Here is a 14,789-nt window from a genome sequence, read left to right as displayed (position 1 = left end):
AATGGACATTTGGGTCCATGAGCACCGGAAGCGCAGAAAACGCCTTCAGATGACCGCGAGAGTAGAATTTCCAAACAATCTCTCAGGCGAATTCCATGATCACCGCATCCACCGCCAGGCTGTCGCCCGGCTTGGCGTTGAGTTTCGACACGACGAGATCGCGCTCGGCGCGCAGCACGTTTTCCATCTTCATCGCCTCGACCACCGCCAAAGTCTCGCCGGCCTTGACCTCCTGGCCTTCGGCAACGGCGATCGACACGACAAGGCCGGGCATCGGGCAGAGCAGCAGTTTCGAAGTGTCCGGCGCCACTTTCTCCGGCATCAGTCTTTCGAGTTCGGCCGTGCGTGGCAGCATGGCGCGCGCCGTCACCGACATACCCTTCCAGGCGACGCGATGGCCGTTGGCGACGGCTCGGATCTGGGCTGCGACTTTCTGTTTGCCAACCGTGCCGCGCCAGATCAGGTCGCCCGGCCGCCAATCGGATGAAACGGTCAGCGCCTTGCCGCCATCGATCGACAGGTCGATTTCCATCGGAATAGAAATCATGCCTTCGAGGATGGATGCTTGGAGATACTCCTCGCCGATCTTCACCACCCAGTCGCGCTTGAGCGCCCCCGAATGCGGCGCCAGCCGCCCGCCCAGCCGGTCGAGCCGGTCGCGGCGCAACAACTCCACCGCGGTGACGATCGAGGCCAGCACCGCCTTTTCTTCGCTGTTCGGCACCACGGGTGCAAACCCGTCGGGATATTCCTCGGCGATGAAGCCAGTCGATATCGCCCCTTCCCGCCAGCGCGGATGCTGCATCAGGGCGGCCAGGAACGGAATGTTGTGCTCGATACCGTCGACCACGAAGCTGTCGAGCGCTTCCGACATGGCGTCGATCGCCGCGAGCCGCGTCGGCGCCCAGGTGCACAGCTTGGCGAGCATCGGATCGTAGAACATCGAAATCTCGCAGCCTTCGGTGACGCCGGTGTCGTTGCGGATGACGATGTCGCCGAACTGCCCCTCCTCCGGCGGCCGATAGCGTGTCAGTCGGCCGATCGAGGGCAGAAAGTTGCGGTAAGGATCCTCGGCGTAGAGCCGGCTTTCGATCGCCCAGCCATTCAGCTTGATGTCGCCTTGCCTCAAGGCGAGCTTCTCGCCAGCGGCGACGCGGATCATCTGCTCGACCAGGTCGATGCCGGTGATCAGCTCCGTCACCGGATGCTCGACCTGCAATCGCGTATTCATTTCAAGGAAATAGAAGTTCTTATCCTTGTCGACAATGAACTCGACGGTGCCGGCGCTCTGATAATCGACCGCCTTGGCCAATGCCACCGACTGCTCGCCCATCGCCTTCCTGGTTTTGGCGTCGAGAAACGGCGACGGCGCCTCCTCGGCGACCTTCTGGTTGCGGCGCTGGATCGAACACTCGCGTTCGCCGAGATGGAGCACGTTGCCATGCGCGTCGGCCAGCACCTGGATCTCGATGTGGCGCGGATCGACGACGAATTTTTCGATGAACACCCGGTCGTCGCCGAATGAACTCTTGGCCTCCGAACGTGCCCGGTCAAAACCATCGCGCACTTCCGACCGGTCCCAGGCGATGCGCATACCCTTGCCACCGCCGCCGGCCGAGGCCTTGATCATCACGGGATAGCCGATCTCGCCGGCGATCTTTTCGGCATGGTCGGCATTTTCGATGACGCCGAGCCAGCCGGGGACCGTTGAAACCTTGGCGGCGTTGGCGAACTTCTTCGATTCGATCTTGTCGCCCATCGCCTTGATGGCTTTGGGTTTCGGGCCGATGAAGACGATGCCTTCCGCTTCCAACGCTTCGCAGAAGGCAGCCCGTTCCGAGAGGAAGCCGTAGCCGGGATGCACAGCCTGAGCGCCCGTTTCCTTGCAGGCGGCGATGATCTTTTCAGGCGCGAGATAGCTTTGCGCGGCAGGTGACGGCCCAATATGCACCGCCTCGTCTGCCATCTCGACATGCACGGCGTCGCGATCGGCATCGGAATAGACGGCGACCGTGGCAATGCCCATCTTGCGCGCCGTCTTGATGACGCGGCAGGCAATCTCGCCACGGTTGGCGATCAGGATCTTCGTGAACATGCGCGCGACATTCCCCTCCGGACGAAGGTTCAGTTCTATGGATTATGTGGCCATCTCTCAAGTGCCGGGGTGGGCGACACGCAGGTCGCGCTCTCGAAGCCCTCCAGCGTTGCGTCGGGGCGCTCACGGATGTGCTGTCTGCGTCATGAAAGCCGACATTTCGTCTCATCTGACAGTTGATGAGCAGGCCAAAACCTGAAAGCTTGGGTGCAAAAATCGCCTTTGGAGGAAATGCCACATGAAAACGCGCGCTGCAGTCGCTGTTGCCGCCGGAAAGCCGCTGGAGATCATGGAGGTCGACCTCGACGGTCCGCGCGAGGGCGAGGTGCTGGTCGAGATCAAGGCGACCGGCATCTGCCACACCGACGAGTTCACCCTGTCGGGCGCCGATCCCGAAGGCCTGTTCCCGGCGATCCTCGGCCATGAAGGCGCCGGCGTCGTCGTCGATGTCGGCAAGGGCGTCACCTCGGTCAAGAAGGGTGACCACGTCATCCCGCTCTATACGCCCGAATGCCGCCAGTGCCCGTCCTGCCTGTCGAGGAAAACCAATCTGTGCACCGCGATCCGCGCCACGCAGGGGCAAGGATTGATGCCGGACGGCTCATCGCGCTTCTCGATCGGCAAGGACAAGATCTTTCACTATATGGGCTGCTCGACTTTCTCCAACTTCACCGTGCTGCCCGAGATCGCGCTGGCCAAGGTCAACCCCGACGCTCCCTTCGACAAGATCTGCTACATCGGCTGCGGGGTGACGACAGGCATCGGTGCTGTGATCAACACCGCCAAGGTCGAGCAAGGCGCCACGGCGATAGTCTTCGGCCTCGGCGGCATCGGTTTGAATGTCATCCAGGGCCTGAAACTGGCCGGCGCCGACATGATCATCGGCGTCGACCTGAACAACGACAAGAAGGAGTGGGGCGAGCGCTTCGGCATGACGCATTTCGTCAATCCGAAGGAGATCGACGGCGACATCGTCCCTCACCTCGTCAACATGACCAAGCGCGGCGCCGACCAGATCGGTGGCGCCGACTACACCTTCGACTGCACCGGCAACACCAAGGTGATGCGTCAGGCACTGGAAGCCTCGCATCGCGGCTGGGGCAAGTCGGTGGTCATCGGCGTCGCCGGCGCCGGCCAGGAGATCTCGACCCGGCCGTTCCAACTGGTCACCGGCCGCACCTGGATGGGCACCGCCTTCGGCGGCGCGCGGGGCCGCACCGATGTGCCAAAAATCGTCGACTGGTACATGGACGGCAAGATCCAGATCGACCCGATGATCACCCACACGCTGAAGCTGGAAGACATCAACAAGGGTTTTGACCTCATGCATGAGGGCAAGTCGATCCGCAGCGTCGTCGTTTACTGAGGAGAAGAAAGCCGCCGACCGAAGGGCCAGCGACTGAAGTTGCACGGGTTCAACAAGGGAGGAATAAAATGCCTGAAAAGCTGCATCCGAAAATCGACAATGGCTTGCCCAAGGAAAGCGCAAGCTTTGCCGGCGGCACGCTGGTCTGCGCCTGCACCAGCAATCCGGTCAAGGTGAAGGTCAAGGGGCAGATCGCCCACAACCATGCCTGCGGCTGCACCAAATGCTGGAAGCCGGAGGGCGCGGTGTTCTCGGTGGTTGCCGTTGCCGGCACCGGCGATGTCACCGTCACCGAGAACGGCGACAAGCTGAAAGTGGTCGATCCCTCGGCGCTCATCCAGCGCCATGCCTGCACCGGCTGCGGTGTCCACATGCATGGCCCGGTCGAGCGCGACCATCCGTTCAAGGGCCTGAGCTTCATCCACCCCGAGCGTTTCCAGGAGGATGGCTGGTCGCCTCCGGGCTTCACCGCCTTCGTCTCGTCGATCATCGAATCGGGTGTCGATCCGAGCCGCATGGACGGCATTCGCGGCCAGCTGAAGTCGATCGGGCTCGAACCCTATGACTGCCTCAATCCCGGACTGATGGACTATATGGCAACCTGGACGGCCAAGAAGTCCGGCGCTCTGCCGGCCTGAACGCTATAAGATTTCAGGCAGGGGCCGGACACGCTTCCGGCCCCTGTTCATTTCGGAGAGACAATGCCAGCGCCCGCTATCTACGTCGACGCAGACGCCTGCCCGGTCAAGGCCGAGGTGGAGAAGGTCGCCGACCGGCTTGGAATCATGGTCACTCACGTCTCCAATGGCGGTTTGCGGCCCTCTCGGGATCCGATGATCCGCAACGTCGTGGTCTCCAAGGGCGCCGACGCCGCCGACGACTGGATCGTCGAAAATGCGCGCGCCAACGACATCGTGATCACTGCCGACATTCCGCTTGCCGCCCGCGCCGTGGCGCTCGGCGCCCATGTGCTGGGGCCTACCGGGCGCCCGTTCACGCCGGAAACCATTGGCATGGCGGTGGCGATGCGCGACCTCAAGCAGCATTTGCGCGAGACCGGTGAAAGCAAGGGCTACAATGCCGGTTTCGCGCCGCAGGACCGTTCGCGCTTCCTCGGCGAACTCGACCGTATCTTGCGGCGAGCCCTGAAATCCGCCACACCGGGCTAGCAACAAAGCGCCATTCAGGTGGAGAGCGCCATGGCCGCCGAAACCCCGGTCGAGAACCCCATCCACCGTCACATGCTGTTCGCGGCGTCGGCGTGTTTCGGTGTCTTCGCGCTTCTCGTGGCGTTGCTGCTCCATGCCCAGCTCGCCTATTCGATCGGCGCCAACGCATTCTTTGCCGCTTACGTCATTCTCGTCGTTTCCCAGATGCCAAAGTTCACCGGCAGGTATCTGAGCAAGAATGCGCGCGACACCGACCAGCCTGTACTGGTCATCTTCGCTGTAACGCTCGTCGTCGTCATTGTAGCCATTATCTCATTGTTCCTGTTGATCAATCAGAAGGACAGAGGCCACTCGATCGAACTCGCTTTCGCGCTGCTGTCGATCCCATTGGGCTGGTTCACCATCCACGCCATGGCAGCGCTCCACTATGCCCACGTCTACTGGATGGACGGCGACGAGGTCGATGCCGGCACCAAGAAGAAGATTCCGGTCGGCGGTCTGCTGTTTCCAGGCGACAAGCGACCCGAAGGCTGGGACTTCCTCTACTTCTCAACGGTTATCGGCATGACGGCACAGACCGCCGACACCAACATCTCGACGACGCATATGCGCCGTGTCGTGCTTGTCCATTCGATCCTGTCGTTCTTCTTCAACACCGTTATCGTCGCAGCTGCCGTCAACCTCGCCGTCAGCCTGGGCGGCCCGTAATAAATCCGTGATCGGATGAAACATTGGTTTGGATCGCGACGTATCAGGAGGACAATGACACGCGCGCCAAGCCGCGAGGCCGGGAGACGAGACGAAGATGGAATCGGTTGCCAGAAGCCAATCCGCCACCGGGCCGGACGCCCCCGTGTCCAGCGAAAAGACACTGATCTATCGTCAATCGCGCTGGACGCGCCTGACCCACTGGCTCTGGGCCATCTCCTTGTTTTTCATGCTGCTTTCCGGCCTGCAGATCTTCAATGCCCGCCCGCAGCTCTATATCGGCAAGCAGTCGGGCTTTGGCTACGACAACACCATCTTTGAAATCGGCGCCGAGAACACGAACGCCGGCCCGCGCGGCTACACCGAAATTTTCGGCCACCGCTTCGACACGACCGGCGTGCTCGGCTGGTCGGGCCCAGCAGGCAACGAGACGGCACGCGGCTTTCCGTCCTGGGCGACCATCCCGTCCTACTATGATCTCGGCACCGCCCGCGTCATCCATTTCTTCTTTGCCTGGATACTGACCACGACGTTGATCGTGTGGCTGGTCGCCAGCATCGTCAACGGCCACATCCGCCGCGATCTCGCGCCGCGTCTTGATGATTTGAAGCGCCTGCCGCAGGACATCGTCGACCACGCCAAGCTGAAATTCCACCACACCCGTGAATACAACACCTTGCAGAAAATGGCCTATGGCGGCGTGCTGTTCGTGCTCTTGCCGCTGATGATCATCACCGGCCTGGCGATGTCGCCCAGCATGAATTCGGTGCTGCCGTTCCTCAACGACCTGCTCGGCGGCCGGCAGACCGCGCGCACCATCCATTTCACCGTCATGGTTCTGCTGGTTGGCTTCTTCGTCGTCCATATCCTGATGATCCTGGCTGCCGGCCCGATCAACGAACTGCGCTCCATCATCACCGGCTGGTACCGCACCGACCCTCCCGCGCATGACGACAATCCCACCGAGAGGAGTGCCTGACATGGCGAAGTTCCAGATCAGCCGCCGCAAATTCCTCACCGCTGCCGGCCTCGGCGCCTCTGGCATCATGCTGTCGGGCTGCGATGCCTTCGACAGCCAGCTGAGCATCGGCAGCGGCCTGCGCAGCTTCCTCGAAAACGCCAATGGCCTGACATACCGCGCACAGCGCCTGCTCGCCGGCCGCGACGCGCTGGCGCCGGAATTCACCGAGGCAGACATCCGCCAGCCGCAACGGCCGAACGGTGTCACGGCGCCGGACGACGACACCTACAAGGGCCTGCTCGCCAACAATTTCGCCGACTGGCGTCTGGAAGTGACGGGCCTCGTCGAAAAGCCGCTGTCGCTCAGCCGCGAGCAACTTCAAAACATGCCGAGCCGTACCCAGATCACCCGCCATGACTGCGTCGAGGGCTGGAGCTGCATCGCCAAATGGACAGGCACGCCGCTTTCGCTGGTGCTGGACCAAGCCGTGGTCAAGCCGCAGGCGCGCTACGTCATGTTCCATTGCCTCGACACGATCGACCGCAGCCTGTCCGGCGACATCAAATATTACGGCACGATCGATCTCATCGATGCCCGCCACCCGCAGACGATCCTCGCCTATGGCCTCAACGGCAAGCCGCTGCCGGTCGAGAACGGCGCACCGCTGCGCGTCCGCGTCGAGCGTCAGCTCGGCTACAAGATGCCGAAATATCTCTACAAGATCGAACTGGTCGACGGCTTCGCCAATATCGGCGGCGGCCGCGGCGGCTATTGGGAAGACAATGGCTACGACTGGTATGGCGGGATTTGATGGCCATTCGGATGGAGGCGGAGCACGACCTGTCGTCCTCCGAATGGAGTGCACTGGAACACCATCTGCACAACGAGAACCGGCGCCTCACAGGCCGTGACGATGACCGCGGACTGGCCTTTGTCATTCGCGAGGATGCCGGACGAACAATCGGTGTTGCGGCCGGCTATTCCTGGGCAGGCACGTCGGAACTCGAGTTGATGTGGATCGATCAGGCCCATCGAGGCCGCGGCTACGCCACGCAGTTGATCAATGCTTTTGTCGCGGAGGCCGCCGCTCGCGGCGCACGACGGATATGGGTATCGAGCCACGACTTCCAGGCGCCGGGCCTATACGAAAAGGCCGGCTTCGAGCGCATGGCTGAGTTTGCAGGATGGCCTGAAGGCCATTCCAACATCATCCTCTGCAAAACGATCGCAGCGAACGGCCCAGCCTAAGCCACCTTGTCGAGCAGCGGCTTCAACGCCGGATGGATCTCTGGCGAGGCGTGCTTGATCAGCGTTAGAAGCGCGCGTTCATTCTCGTACAGAGGCCTGTTGGTGCCGATATGCTCGACAAGCCATTTGGCTTCGCCGGCATCGATCGTCTCGGCCCGGCGGGCGAGTGCTTCGGCTGCCCTGTTCCTGGCTTCCCACTCGGTCTCGACGTCATCCGGCGAGCGATAGGCCTCGATGATGCCTGCAAGGCCGCCGGAGACCATGCGGCTGAAGAAGCCGCCGATCTGTGGATCGGCGTGGTCGAGGAAATTTTCCTGGCGCAGCGCCACGTCACGGGTCGGGGCTTCGTAGCCGGCCGAGCACATGACGAAATTGGCGATCGCCTTGACGAACAAATCGTTCCAGGAGGGATCGTTGTTGGCCTGGGCAATCCGCTCATTGATCCGCAACAGCACCTCGGCCTCGGCGCGGGTGATGGCGATGTTGCCGTCGCCGCCATGGGCATGGAGGATACGGCGCAACAGCTCGACTTCCGCCTTGGCGATCAATCCGGGAACCAGCGCGCCGCCCAGCATCAGCGGCCCCTTGCCGTCGATCACGGCATGCGCGACCTGTTCCAGCGCATAGACGCAAAGCCGGCTCGGCGACGATTTCGCCGCTTCCAGCACATGGACCAGCAATTCGAGTTCCGTCCGGCTGTCGACCATGCCGTCACGCGAGATCGTGCGGACCAGCCAATCGGCATTGTCCTGCGAGATGTAACCAGCAGGCTTTTCCTGGTGAACGATGTAGTCGGTGACCGCCTCGACCAAGAATTCGGGCCATTCCCGGCATTTGTCCTTCGCCGTCGCATCGAGCGCGAAGAGTGCCTCGGCCTCGCCCCGCGTCACCACACCATCGCCGAACACTTCGTGGCGCAGCATGGCTACATCCTCCGCCGTGATGCGACTTTTCGAAGTCAGCCCCGCCACCGGCGCGCTCATGATCAATTCGCCCATCTGTCGTCCCCGTCCATCGGCAGAAAAAGCCGGCCCATTCCGTCCATATATCAGGAGTGTCTTGAAAAACCGGCAAACGGCGTGGTTAGCGAAGACTTGTCGGCGCGGCGCACTTTAGGTGTGTTGAGTTTCAGGTCAGGCCGGCATCACCTGAATATCGACGCACCTTTGATGTCGCTGGGAGGTGACAAGGTGTCGCCGACGGGCTATGGATGGCGCGTCGAGGGCTCAAGGTTTGAGTCCTACCTGTTTGCGGGAGAGAGCAGCGAGAGCTGCCGCCGAAGGGGAAATCGCCCGAAATCTCTCAGGCAAAAGAACCGTAGACGGGAAAGACACTCTGGAAAGTCGGGGCTTGCCCCCGCGCCGAAGGTGTAAGCGCCGCTGACAGAGTTCCGGCTGCGCGAGTCTCTCAGGCTTCAGACAGAGGGGCACGGACTGGTCGCCATTCGCGGCCGATTGCGTGCGACTCTGGAGATGACATGACGGGCGACGACAGCAGACACCTTCCCCTCGAAGACATCCATGCAGCGGCCGGTGCGCGCTTTGGCGCCTTTGCCGGCTGGTCCATGCCGCTGACCTATCCGGCCGGCGTCATGAAGGAGCATCTTCACACCCGCGAGCATGCCGGCCTCTTCGACATCTCGCACATGAAGCTGTTCGAGGTCAGCGGGCCGCAAGCGGTGGCGCTGCTCGACCGTGCGTGCCCGCTCGACGCCGGTGCGCTCGAAATCTCGCAATCCAAACTGACATTCTTCCTCAACGAGGCCGGCGGCATTCTGGACGATCTGATCGTCACCAGGCTCGGCGATGCCAGGTTCATGGTGGTCGCCAATGCCGGCAATGCCGTTGCCGACGAAAAGCACCTGCGTGACCTTGCCAAGGATTTCGATGCAACGGTCGAGCCGCTCGACCGTGTCTTCCTGGCTATCCAGGGGCCCGAGGCCTGGGCCGTGCTGTCCCGGGCCGGCATCGAGACCGGCTCGCTGCTGTTCATGCACGGCGTCGAACCGCGCAAGAACTGGTTCATGAGCCGGTCGGGCTATACGGGCGAGGACGGTTTCGAGATCGGCCTGCCGGCGGCCGATGCGCGCCACCTTGTGGCGAAGCTGCTGGAGGACGAGCGTGTGCTGTGGATCGGTCTTGCGGCCCGCGACAGCCTGCGGCTGGAAGCGGGACTGTGCCTGCATGGCCAGGACATCACGCCGGAGACCGACCCGGCCGCCGCCGCACTGATGTGGGCAATCCCCAAGGAGATCCGCGCGACAGGCGCCTTTATCGGCGCCGACGCTTTGCGCGCCGCTGTGGAGCGAGGCCCCGCGCAAAAGCGCGTCGGCCTGAAGCCGGAAGGCCGCCAGCCGGTGCGCGCCGGCGCCGCACTCTTTGACGCCGACGGCAATCCAGCCGGGCATGTCACATCGGGAGGCTTCGGCCCCTCGGCCGGCCATCCCGTCGCCATGGGCTATGTCGCGACGCCGCTGGCAAAGCCCGGGACACGGGTTTTCGCCGACGTGCGCGGCACGAAAATCCCTGTCGATATCAGTTCCCTGCCCTTCACCCCTCATCGCTACCGCAAAGGATGACCCCGATGGCAACGACCTATTTCACCACCGATCACGAATGGCTCCGCGTCGAAGGCGGCGTCGCCACGGTCGGCATCACCGACTATGCGCAGGAGCAACTCGGCGATCTCGTTTTCGTCGAACTGCCCGAGGCCGGCCGCAAGCTCGCCAAGGGCGACACCGCCGTGGTGGTCGAATCCGTCAAGGCGGCCTCCGACGTCTACGCGCCGGTCGATGGCGAGATCACCGAGGCCAACGGCACGCTGTCGTCCGATCCGTCGCTGGTCAATTCGGCGGCGACTGGCGCGGGCTGGCTGTGGAAGATGAAGCTCGCCGACGAAGGCCAACTCGCGAGCCTCATGGATGAGGCCGCCTACAAAGCTCATATCGGTTGATATCAGGACGTATTGCCATGACCACAGCACTCACCCCCTTCTCGGCCCGCCATATCGGTCCTGATGTCAACGATGTCAGAGCCATGCTTGCCGTGATCGGCGTTCCCTCCGTCGAGACGCTGATCAGCCAGGCCGTGCCGCAGTCGATCCGCCTCGATCTGCCGCTGACCCTGCCCGCACCGGCCAGCGAGGCCGAAGCGCTGGCCGAATTGTCGGCGACGATGGCCAGGAACACGGTGCTGAAAAGCTTCATCGGCGCCGGTTATCATGGCGTGCACGTGCCGCCGGTCATCCAGCGCAATTTGTTCGAGAATCCGGCCTGGTACACCGCGTATACGCCCTACCAGGCCGAGATCAGCCAGGGCCGGCTGGAAATGCTGTTCAATTTCCAGACCCTGGTCACCGAATTGACCGGCCTGCCGGTGGCGTCGGCCTCGCTGCTCGACGAGGCGACGGCGGTGGCCGAAGCGGTCGGCATCGCATTGCGCCACCACCGCGACAAGCGCACCAAGGTGGCGCTTGCCGGCACGCCGCACCCGCAGACGCTGGATGTCGTGCGCACCCGCGCCGAACCACTCGGCATCGAGATCGACGGCGAGACGATCGACGACAACACCGCCGCCTTGCTCGTCTCCTGGCCCGACACATTCGGCGTCTATGGCGACCACAAGGCTGCGATCGAAAAGGCCCGTGCCATGGGCACCATCGTCGTCTTCATCGCCGACCCGCTCGGCCTGACGCTGACCGACGCGCCAGCCAAGCTTGGCGCCGACATTGCCGTTGGTCCGATGCAGCGCTTTGGCGTGCCGATGGGTTTTGGCGGGCCGCACGCCGCCTATTGCGCTGTCTCCGACAAGCTGACCCGCTTGATGCCCGGCCGCCTGGTCGGCCAATCAACCGACAGCAAGGGGCGGCCCGGCTACCGCCTTGCCCTGCAAACGCGCGAACAGCATATCCGCCGCGACAAGGCGACCTCCAACATCTGCACCGCGCAGGCGCTGCTCGCCAACATGGCGACCGCCTATGCCATCTGGCACGGCCCCGCCGGGCTGCGTGCGATCGCGGAAAGGATCCATGGGCTCGCCAACCGTCTCGCCGCAGGTCTCAAGGCAGCGAACATCTCCGTGCTCGGCTCCAGCCGCTTCGACACGGTGACGGTGGAGGTGAAGGGCGAGGCAGGCTCGATCGCGGCTGCCGCTGAAAAGGGTGGCCGGCTGCTGCGCGTCATCGATGCCGACCACATCGGTATCGCCTTCGACGAAACCTCGACCGAGGCGGACCTCGAGGCGATCGCGGCCCTGTTCGGAGCCAAGCCAGGCGCTGCCCAAGCCGGCTCGATGCCCGGCAAGCCGCGCGGCAAGGAGTTCCTCACCCAGCCGGTTTTCCAGGAGAACCGCTCCGAGACCGACATGATGCGCTTGCTGCGCCGGCTGGCCGACAAGGACCTGGCGCTCGACCGCAGCATGATCCCGCTCGGTTCCTGCACCATGAAGCTCAACGCGGCGGCCGAAATGATGCCGGTGAGCTGGCCTGAAATCGCCAATCTGCATCCCTTCGCGCCGGCCAGCCATTCGGTCGGCTATCGCGCCATGATCGGCGAGCTGGAGGGGTGGCTCTCCGAGATCACCGGCTTCGACGCCGTCAGCCTGCAGCCCAATGCCGGCAGCCAGGGCGAATATGCCGGCCTGCTCGCCATCCGCGCCTATCACCGCTCGCGCGGCGAAGGCCATCGCACCGTCTGCCTGATCCCTTCCTCCGCGCATGGCACCAATCCTGCCAGCGCGGCGATGGCCGGCATGAGCGTTGTCGTCGTACGCTGCCTGGAGGACGGCAACATCGACATGGACGATATGCGGGCCAAGGCCAACGAGCATTCCAAAAATCTCGCCGCGCTGATGTTCACCTATCCCTCGACGCATGGTGTCTATGAAGAAGGCGCGCGCCATCTCTGCGCCCTCATCCACGAACATGGCGGCCAGGTCTATTTCGACGGCGCCAACCTCAACGCGCTGGTCGCGCTGGCCCGCCCGGCCGACATCGGCGCCGACGTCTGCCACATGAACCTGCACAAGACCTTCTGCATCCCGCATGGCGGCGGCGGCCCGGGCATCGGCCCGATCGGCGTCAAGGCGCATTTGCAGCCCTATCTGCCGGGCCACGTCACCGAGGGTTCGGCGCACGCCGTGTCGGCCGCGCCGTTCGGCAGCGCTTCCATCCTGCCGATCACCTGGATGTATATCCGCATGATGGGCGCCGCTGGCCTCAAGCAGGCGACGGAGACCGCCATCATCTCGGCCAACTATGTGGCGACACGGCTCGCGCCGTATTACCCGCTGCTCTACAAGGGCCGGCACGATCGCATCGCGCATGAGTGCATCCTCGACACGCGCGTGCTCAAGGACAGCGCCGGCATCAGCGTCGACGATATCGCCAAGCGGCTGATCGACTATGGTTTCCATGCGCCGACCATGTCGTTCCCGGTCGCCGGCACGCTGATGGTCGAGCCGACGGAGTCCGAGCCCAAGCGGGAACTCGACCGCTTCTGCGAGGCGATGATCGCCATCGCCGGCGAGGCTGCCAAGGTGGCGAAGGGCGAATGGCCGCTGACCGACAATCCGCTGGTCAACGCACCGCACACCGCCGCCGAGGCGCTGGCCAGTCAGTGGGCCCATCCCTATTCGCGGCTGGAAGCGGCCTATCCCGCGGGCGACGCCGACACCGCGGCAAAGTACTGGCCACCGGTATCGCGCATCGACAATGTCGCCGGCGATCGCAACCTGGTCTGCTCCTGCCCGCCGCTGTCGGACTACCTGGGGGCGGCTGAATAGCCAAAGCATGATCCCGAAAAGTGGGCACCGGTTTTCCCGGACAAACGGAAACCGTTTGTCCAGAGATTATGCTCGGACAAACAAGTAGAGCCCATCCCGATTCCATCGGGATGGAACAGGCTCTACGCGGAGCGCAAGGCTGGCTCGACCGGCTCGGCCTTGCCCATCCCTTTGCGGCTGACGACACAATTGCGGCCGGCGCGCTTGGCCGCGTAAAGCGCGGCGTCCGCCTCGGCCAGCACGTCATCGAGCGACCTGCCGTCAGCCCCGCCAAAGCCGATGCCCCCGCTGACCGTGCTGCGCAACGGACCGAGCGGAGTGGGAACGACCTCGGTGCCGAAGGCGACGCCGATCCTGCTGGCGAGGTCATAGGCCCGCTCTTCCGTCATCCGCGACATGACGATTACGAACTCCTCGCCACCCAGGCGAAAGGCATCGACGCCAGTCCTGGCATACTTGTTTATGACGGCGGCGAACCGGCACAGTACCTGGTCGCCGACCGGGTGCCCATAGACATCGTTCGTCCTCTTGAAGTGATCGAGGTCGAACATGACGATCGCCATGAACGGACCGAAAGTCCGCTCGCCATGGAGTGACGTCAACCCGCGGCGGTTCATCAGCCTGGTCAGCGGATCGGTCATCGTCTCGGCCTTCAGCTCGATCTGCGCCTGCAGATGGTGAAGGGAAAGCGTCAAGGCGCCGAGGCCGGTCATGCAGGCCACTGCGACGACGGAATTGAGACGTTCGGCCCAGTTGTCGGGCGCCGCCCCCAGCGTCCACTGCCCCTTGCCCAACAAGACCATGCCGCAAAGAGCAAACGACACCGCACAGGTGCCGCTCAGGAACGAGACCACCAGCAGGATCCGCCGGTCGTGGCTGCCGTTGATCCAGAACATGGCCCCGATCGCCGAGAGCAGCACCGTCACCGTCGCGTAGGTGATGACGAAGCCGATGCCGTCAAGACCGAGGAAGGTCACCGCCGCGCAGACGGCCATGGCGCAGAGCGTCGGCACGACGGCACGTCCGTAGTCTGACACGCCCAGATATTGCATGGCCGACAGGCAGATGATCAGGAACCCCAGGCTGAGCAGCGCCAGCGCGGTCTGGCAGAGCACCGGATCGGGATCCCTGGTGTACTGCCAAAACAGGATCACATGCGCGACGAGCACGAGAATGCCGCACGCCACCGTCAGGACGAAGCTGGCCCGCGGCGCGGTAAACCAGATCGCGAACATGGTGACGCTGAGGCAAGTGCCCGACAGCGCGGCTGCGAGCAGGAGCGAACTGAAGTCCAGCATGTCGGGTGGAGGCCTCTCGAGCGTCGGCGGTTGTGCCGCATTCTAGGTCACCGGCAGCCCTCCGACATGGTTTTCAGCCGATCTCTCGATCCAACCTGTGGATAGGGTTTACAAACAGTCGATGCGATCTGTCCCGAAACCGCACCACGCCGGGCGCGGAGCAG

General features: G+C 63.4%; 13 protein-coding genes and 1 riboswitch. Of the genes, 10 read left to right on the top strand and 3 right to left on the bottom strand.

Going from position 1 to position 14,789, the window contains the following annotated elements; genetic code table 11:
• Nucleotides 1-82: 82 nt before the first annotated feature.
• Entirely contained in the window at nt 83-2,095 is a 2,013-nt protein-coding gene (locus AC0NIH_RS18715) for an acetyl-CoA carboxylase biotin carboxylase subunit (protein WP_473460542.1), read from the bottom strand.
• A 238-nt stretch (nt 2,096-2,333) separates the two neighbouring features.
• Here AC0NIH_RS18715 and AC0NIH_RS18710 point away from each other — a divergent pair, with 238 nt between their 5' ends.
• From AC0NIH_RS18710 to AC0NIH_RS18680, 7 genes are all read left to right on the top strand, one after another.
• Nucleotides 2,334-3,461, top strand: a complete 1,128-nt coding sequence (locus AC0NIH_RS18710) for an S-(hydroxymethyl)glutathione dehydrogenase/class III alcohol dehydrogenase (RefSeq protein WP_287270420.1) — start codon at nt 2,334-2,336, stop codon at nt 3,459-3,461.
• A 68-nt stretch (nt 3,462-3,529) separates the two neighbouring features.
• Entirely contained in the window at nt 3,530-4,099 is a 570-nt protein-coding gene (gfa, locus tag AC0NIH_RS18705) for an S-(hydroxymethyl)glutathione synthase (protein WP_473460545.1), read from the top strand.
• Between the two features lie 63 nt (nt 4,100-4,162).
• Entirely contained in the window at nt 4,163-4,630 is a 468-nt protein-coding gene (locus AC0NIH_RS18700; RefSeq protein ID WP_224688474.1) for a YaiI/YqxD family protein, read from the top strand.
• Between the two features lie 30 nt (nt 4,631-4,660).
• Entirely contained in the window at nt 4,661-5,338 is a 678-nt protein-coding gene (locus AC0NIH_RS18695) for a DUF1345 domain-containing protein (protein ID WP_473460547.1), read from the top strand.
• Between the two features lie 97 nt (nt 5,339-5,435).
• Entirely contained in the window at nt 5,436-6,317 is an 882-nt protein-coding gene (locus tag AC0NIH_RS18690) for a cytochrome b/b6 domain-containing protein (protein WP_473460549.1), read from the top strand.
• Between the two features lies 1 nt (nt 6,318).
• The gene (locus tag AC0NIH_RS18685; RefSeq protein ID WP_473460551.1) at nt 6,319-7,110 is read left to right on the top strand and encodes a molybdopterin-binding protein; all 792 of its coding nucleotides are present in this window, start codon (nt 6,319-6,321) and stop codon (nt 7,108-7,110) included.
• A gap of 11 nt (nt 7,111-7,121) precedes the next feature.
• Nucleotides 7,122-7,547, top strand: coding sequence for a GNAT family N-acetyltransferase (locus AC0NIH_RS18680; protein WP_473460553.1), 426 nt, complete (start codon nt 7,122-7,124; stop codon nt 7,545-7,547).
• On the opposite strand, the gene AC0NIH_RS18675 is transcribed toward AC0NIH_RS18680, so the two are convergent.
• Complete coding sequence (locus tag AC0NIH_RS18675; protein ID WP_473460555.1) at nt 7,544-8,545, bottom strand: hypothetical protein; 1,002 nt, start codon at nt 8,543-8,545, stop codon at nt 7,544-7,546. The genes AC0NIH_RS18680 and AC0NIH_RS18675 overlap by 4 nt on opposite strands.
• A gap of 243 nt (nt 8,546-8,788) precedes the next feature.
• Nucleotides 8,789-8,875, top strand: a riboswitch (glycine riboswitch).
• 149 nt (nt 8,876-9,024) lie between these two features.
• Here AC0NIH_RS18675 and gcvT point away from each other — a divergent pair.
• From gcvT to gcvP, 3 genes are read left to right on the top strand one after another with little or no spacing between them, the layout of a single operon-like run.
• Entirely contained in the window at nt 9,025-10,125 is a 1,101-nt protein-coding gene (gene gcvT, locus AC0NIH_RS18670) for a glycine cleavage system aminomethyltransferase GcvT (protein WP_352690041.1), read from the top strand.
• Between the two features lie 5 nt (nt 10,126-10,130).
• Nucleotides 10,131-10,499: a glycine cleavage system protein GcvH gene (gene gcvH / locus AC0NIH_RS18665; protein WP_023763607.1), complete on the top strand. Its 369-nt coding sequence runs from the start codon at nt 10,131-10,133 to the stop codon at nt 10,497-10,499.
• A 17-nt stretch (nt 10,500-10,516) separates the two neighbouring features.
• On the top strand, nt 10,517-13,327 hold the full coding sequence (gene gcvP, locus AC0NIH_RS18660; RefSeq protein WP_473460558.1) for an aminomethyl-transferring glycine dehydrogenase: 2,811 nt from the start codon (nt 10,517-10,519) through the stop codon (nt 13,325-13,327).
• 122 nt (nt 13,328-13,449) lie between these two features.
• On the opposite strand, the gene AC0NIH_RS18655 is transcribed toward gcvP, so the two are convergent.
• Entirely contained in the window at nt 13,450-14,625 is a 1,176-nt protein-coding gene (locus tag AC0NIH_RS18655) for a GGDEF domain-containing protein (protein WP_352690037.1), read from the bottom strand.
• Nucleotides 14,626-14,789: the final 164 nt, after the last annotated feature.

It is taken from the genome of Mesorhizobium sp. WSM1386, from assembly GCF_055901595.1.
This window is presented reverse-complemented; position numbering and strand designations above follow the sequence as displayed.

Coding starts and splice junctions, on each gene's coding strand:
- AC0NIH_RS18715 (WP_473460542.1), bottom strand. CDS start 2,095: ATGTTCACGAAGATCCTGATCGCCAACCGTGGCGAGATTGCCTGCCGC.
- AC0NIH_RS18710 (WP_287270420.1), top strand. CDS start 2,334: ATGAAAACGCGCGCTGCAGTCGCTGTTGCCGCCGGAAAGCCGCTGGAG.
- gfa (WP_473460545.1), top strand. CDS start 3,530: ATGCCTGAAAAGCTGCATCCGAAAATCGACAATGGCTTGCCCAAGGAA.
- AC0NIH_RS18700 (WP_224688474.1), top strand. CDS start 4,163: ATGCCAGCGCCCGCTATCTACGTCGACGCAGACGCCTGCCCGGTCAAG.
- AC0NIH_RS18695 (WP_473460547.1), top strand. CDS start 4,661: ATGGCCGCCGAAACCCCGGTCGAGAACCCCATCCACCGTCACATGCTG.
- AC0NIH_RS18690 (WP_473460549.1), top strand. CDS start 5,436: ATGGAATCGGTTGCCAGAAGCCAATCCGCCACCGGGCCGGACGCCCCC.
- AC0NIH_RS18685 (WP_473460551.1), top strand. CDS start 6,319: ATGGCGAAGTTCCAGATCAGCCGCCGCAAATTCCTCACCGCTGCCGGC.
- AC0NIH_RS18680 (WP_473460553.1), top strand. CDS start 7,122: ATGGAGGCGGAGCACGACCTGTCGTCCTCCGAATGGAGTGCACTGGAA.
- AC0NIH_RS18675 (WP_473460555.1), bottom strand. CDS start 8,545: ATGGGCGAATTGATCATGAGCGCGCCGGTGGCGGGGCTGACTTCGAAA.
- gcvT (WP_352690041.1), top strand. CDS start 9,025: ATGACGGGCGACGACAGCAGACACCTTCCCCTCGAAGACATCCATGCA.
- gcvH (WP_023763607.1), top strand. CDS start 10,131: ATGGCAACGACCTATTTCACCACCGATCACGAATGGCTCCGCGTCGAA.
- gcvP (WP_473460558.1), top strand. CDS start 10,517: ATGACCACAGCACTCACCCCCTTCTCGGCCCGCCATATCGGTCCTGAT.
- AC0NIH_RS18655 (WP_352690037.1), bottom strand. CDS start 14,625: ATGCTGGACTTCAGTTCGCTCCTGCTCGCAGCCGCGCTGTCGGGCACT.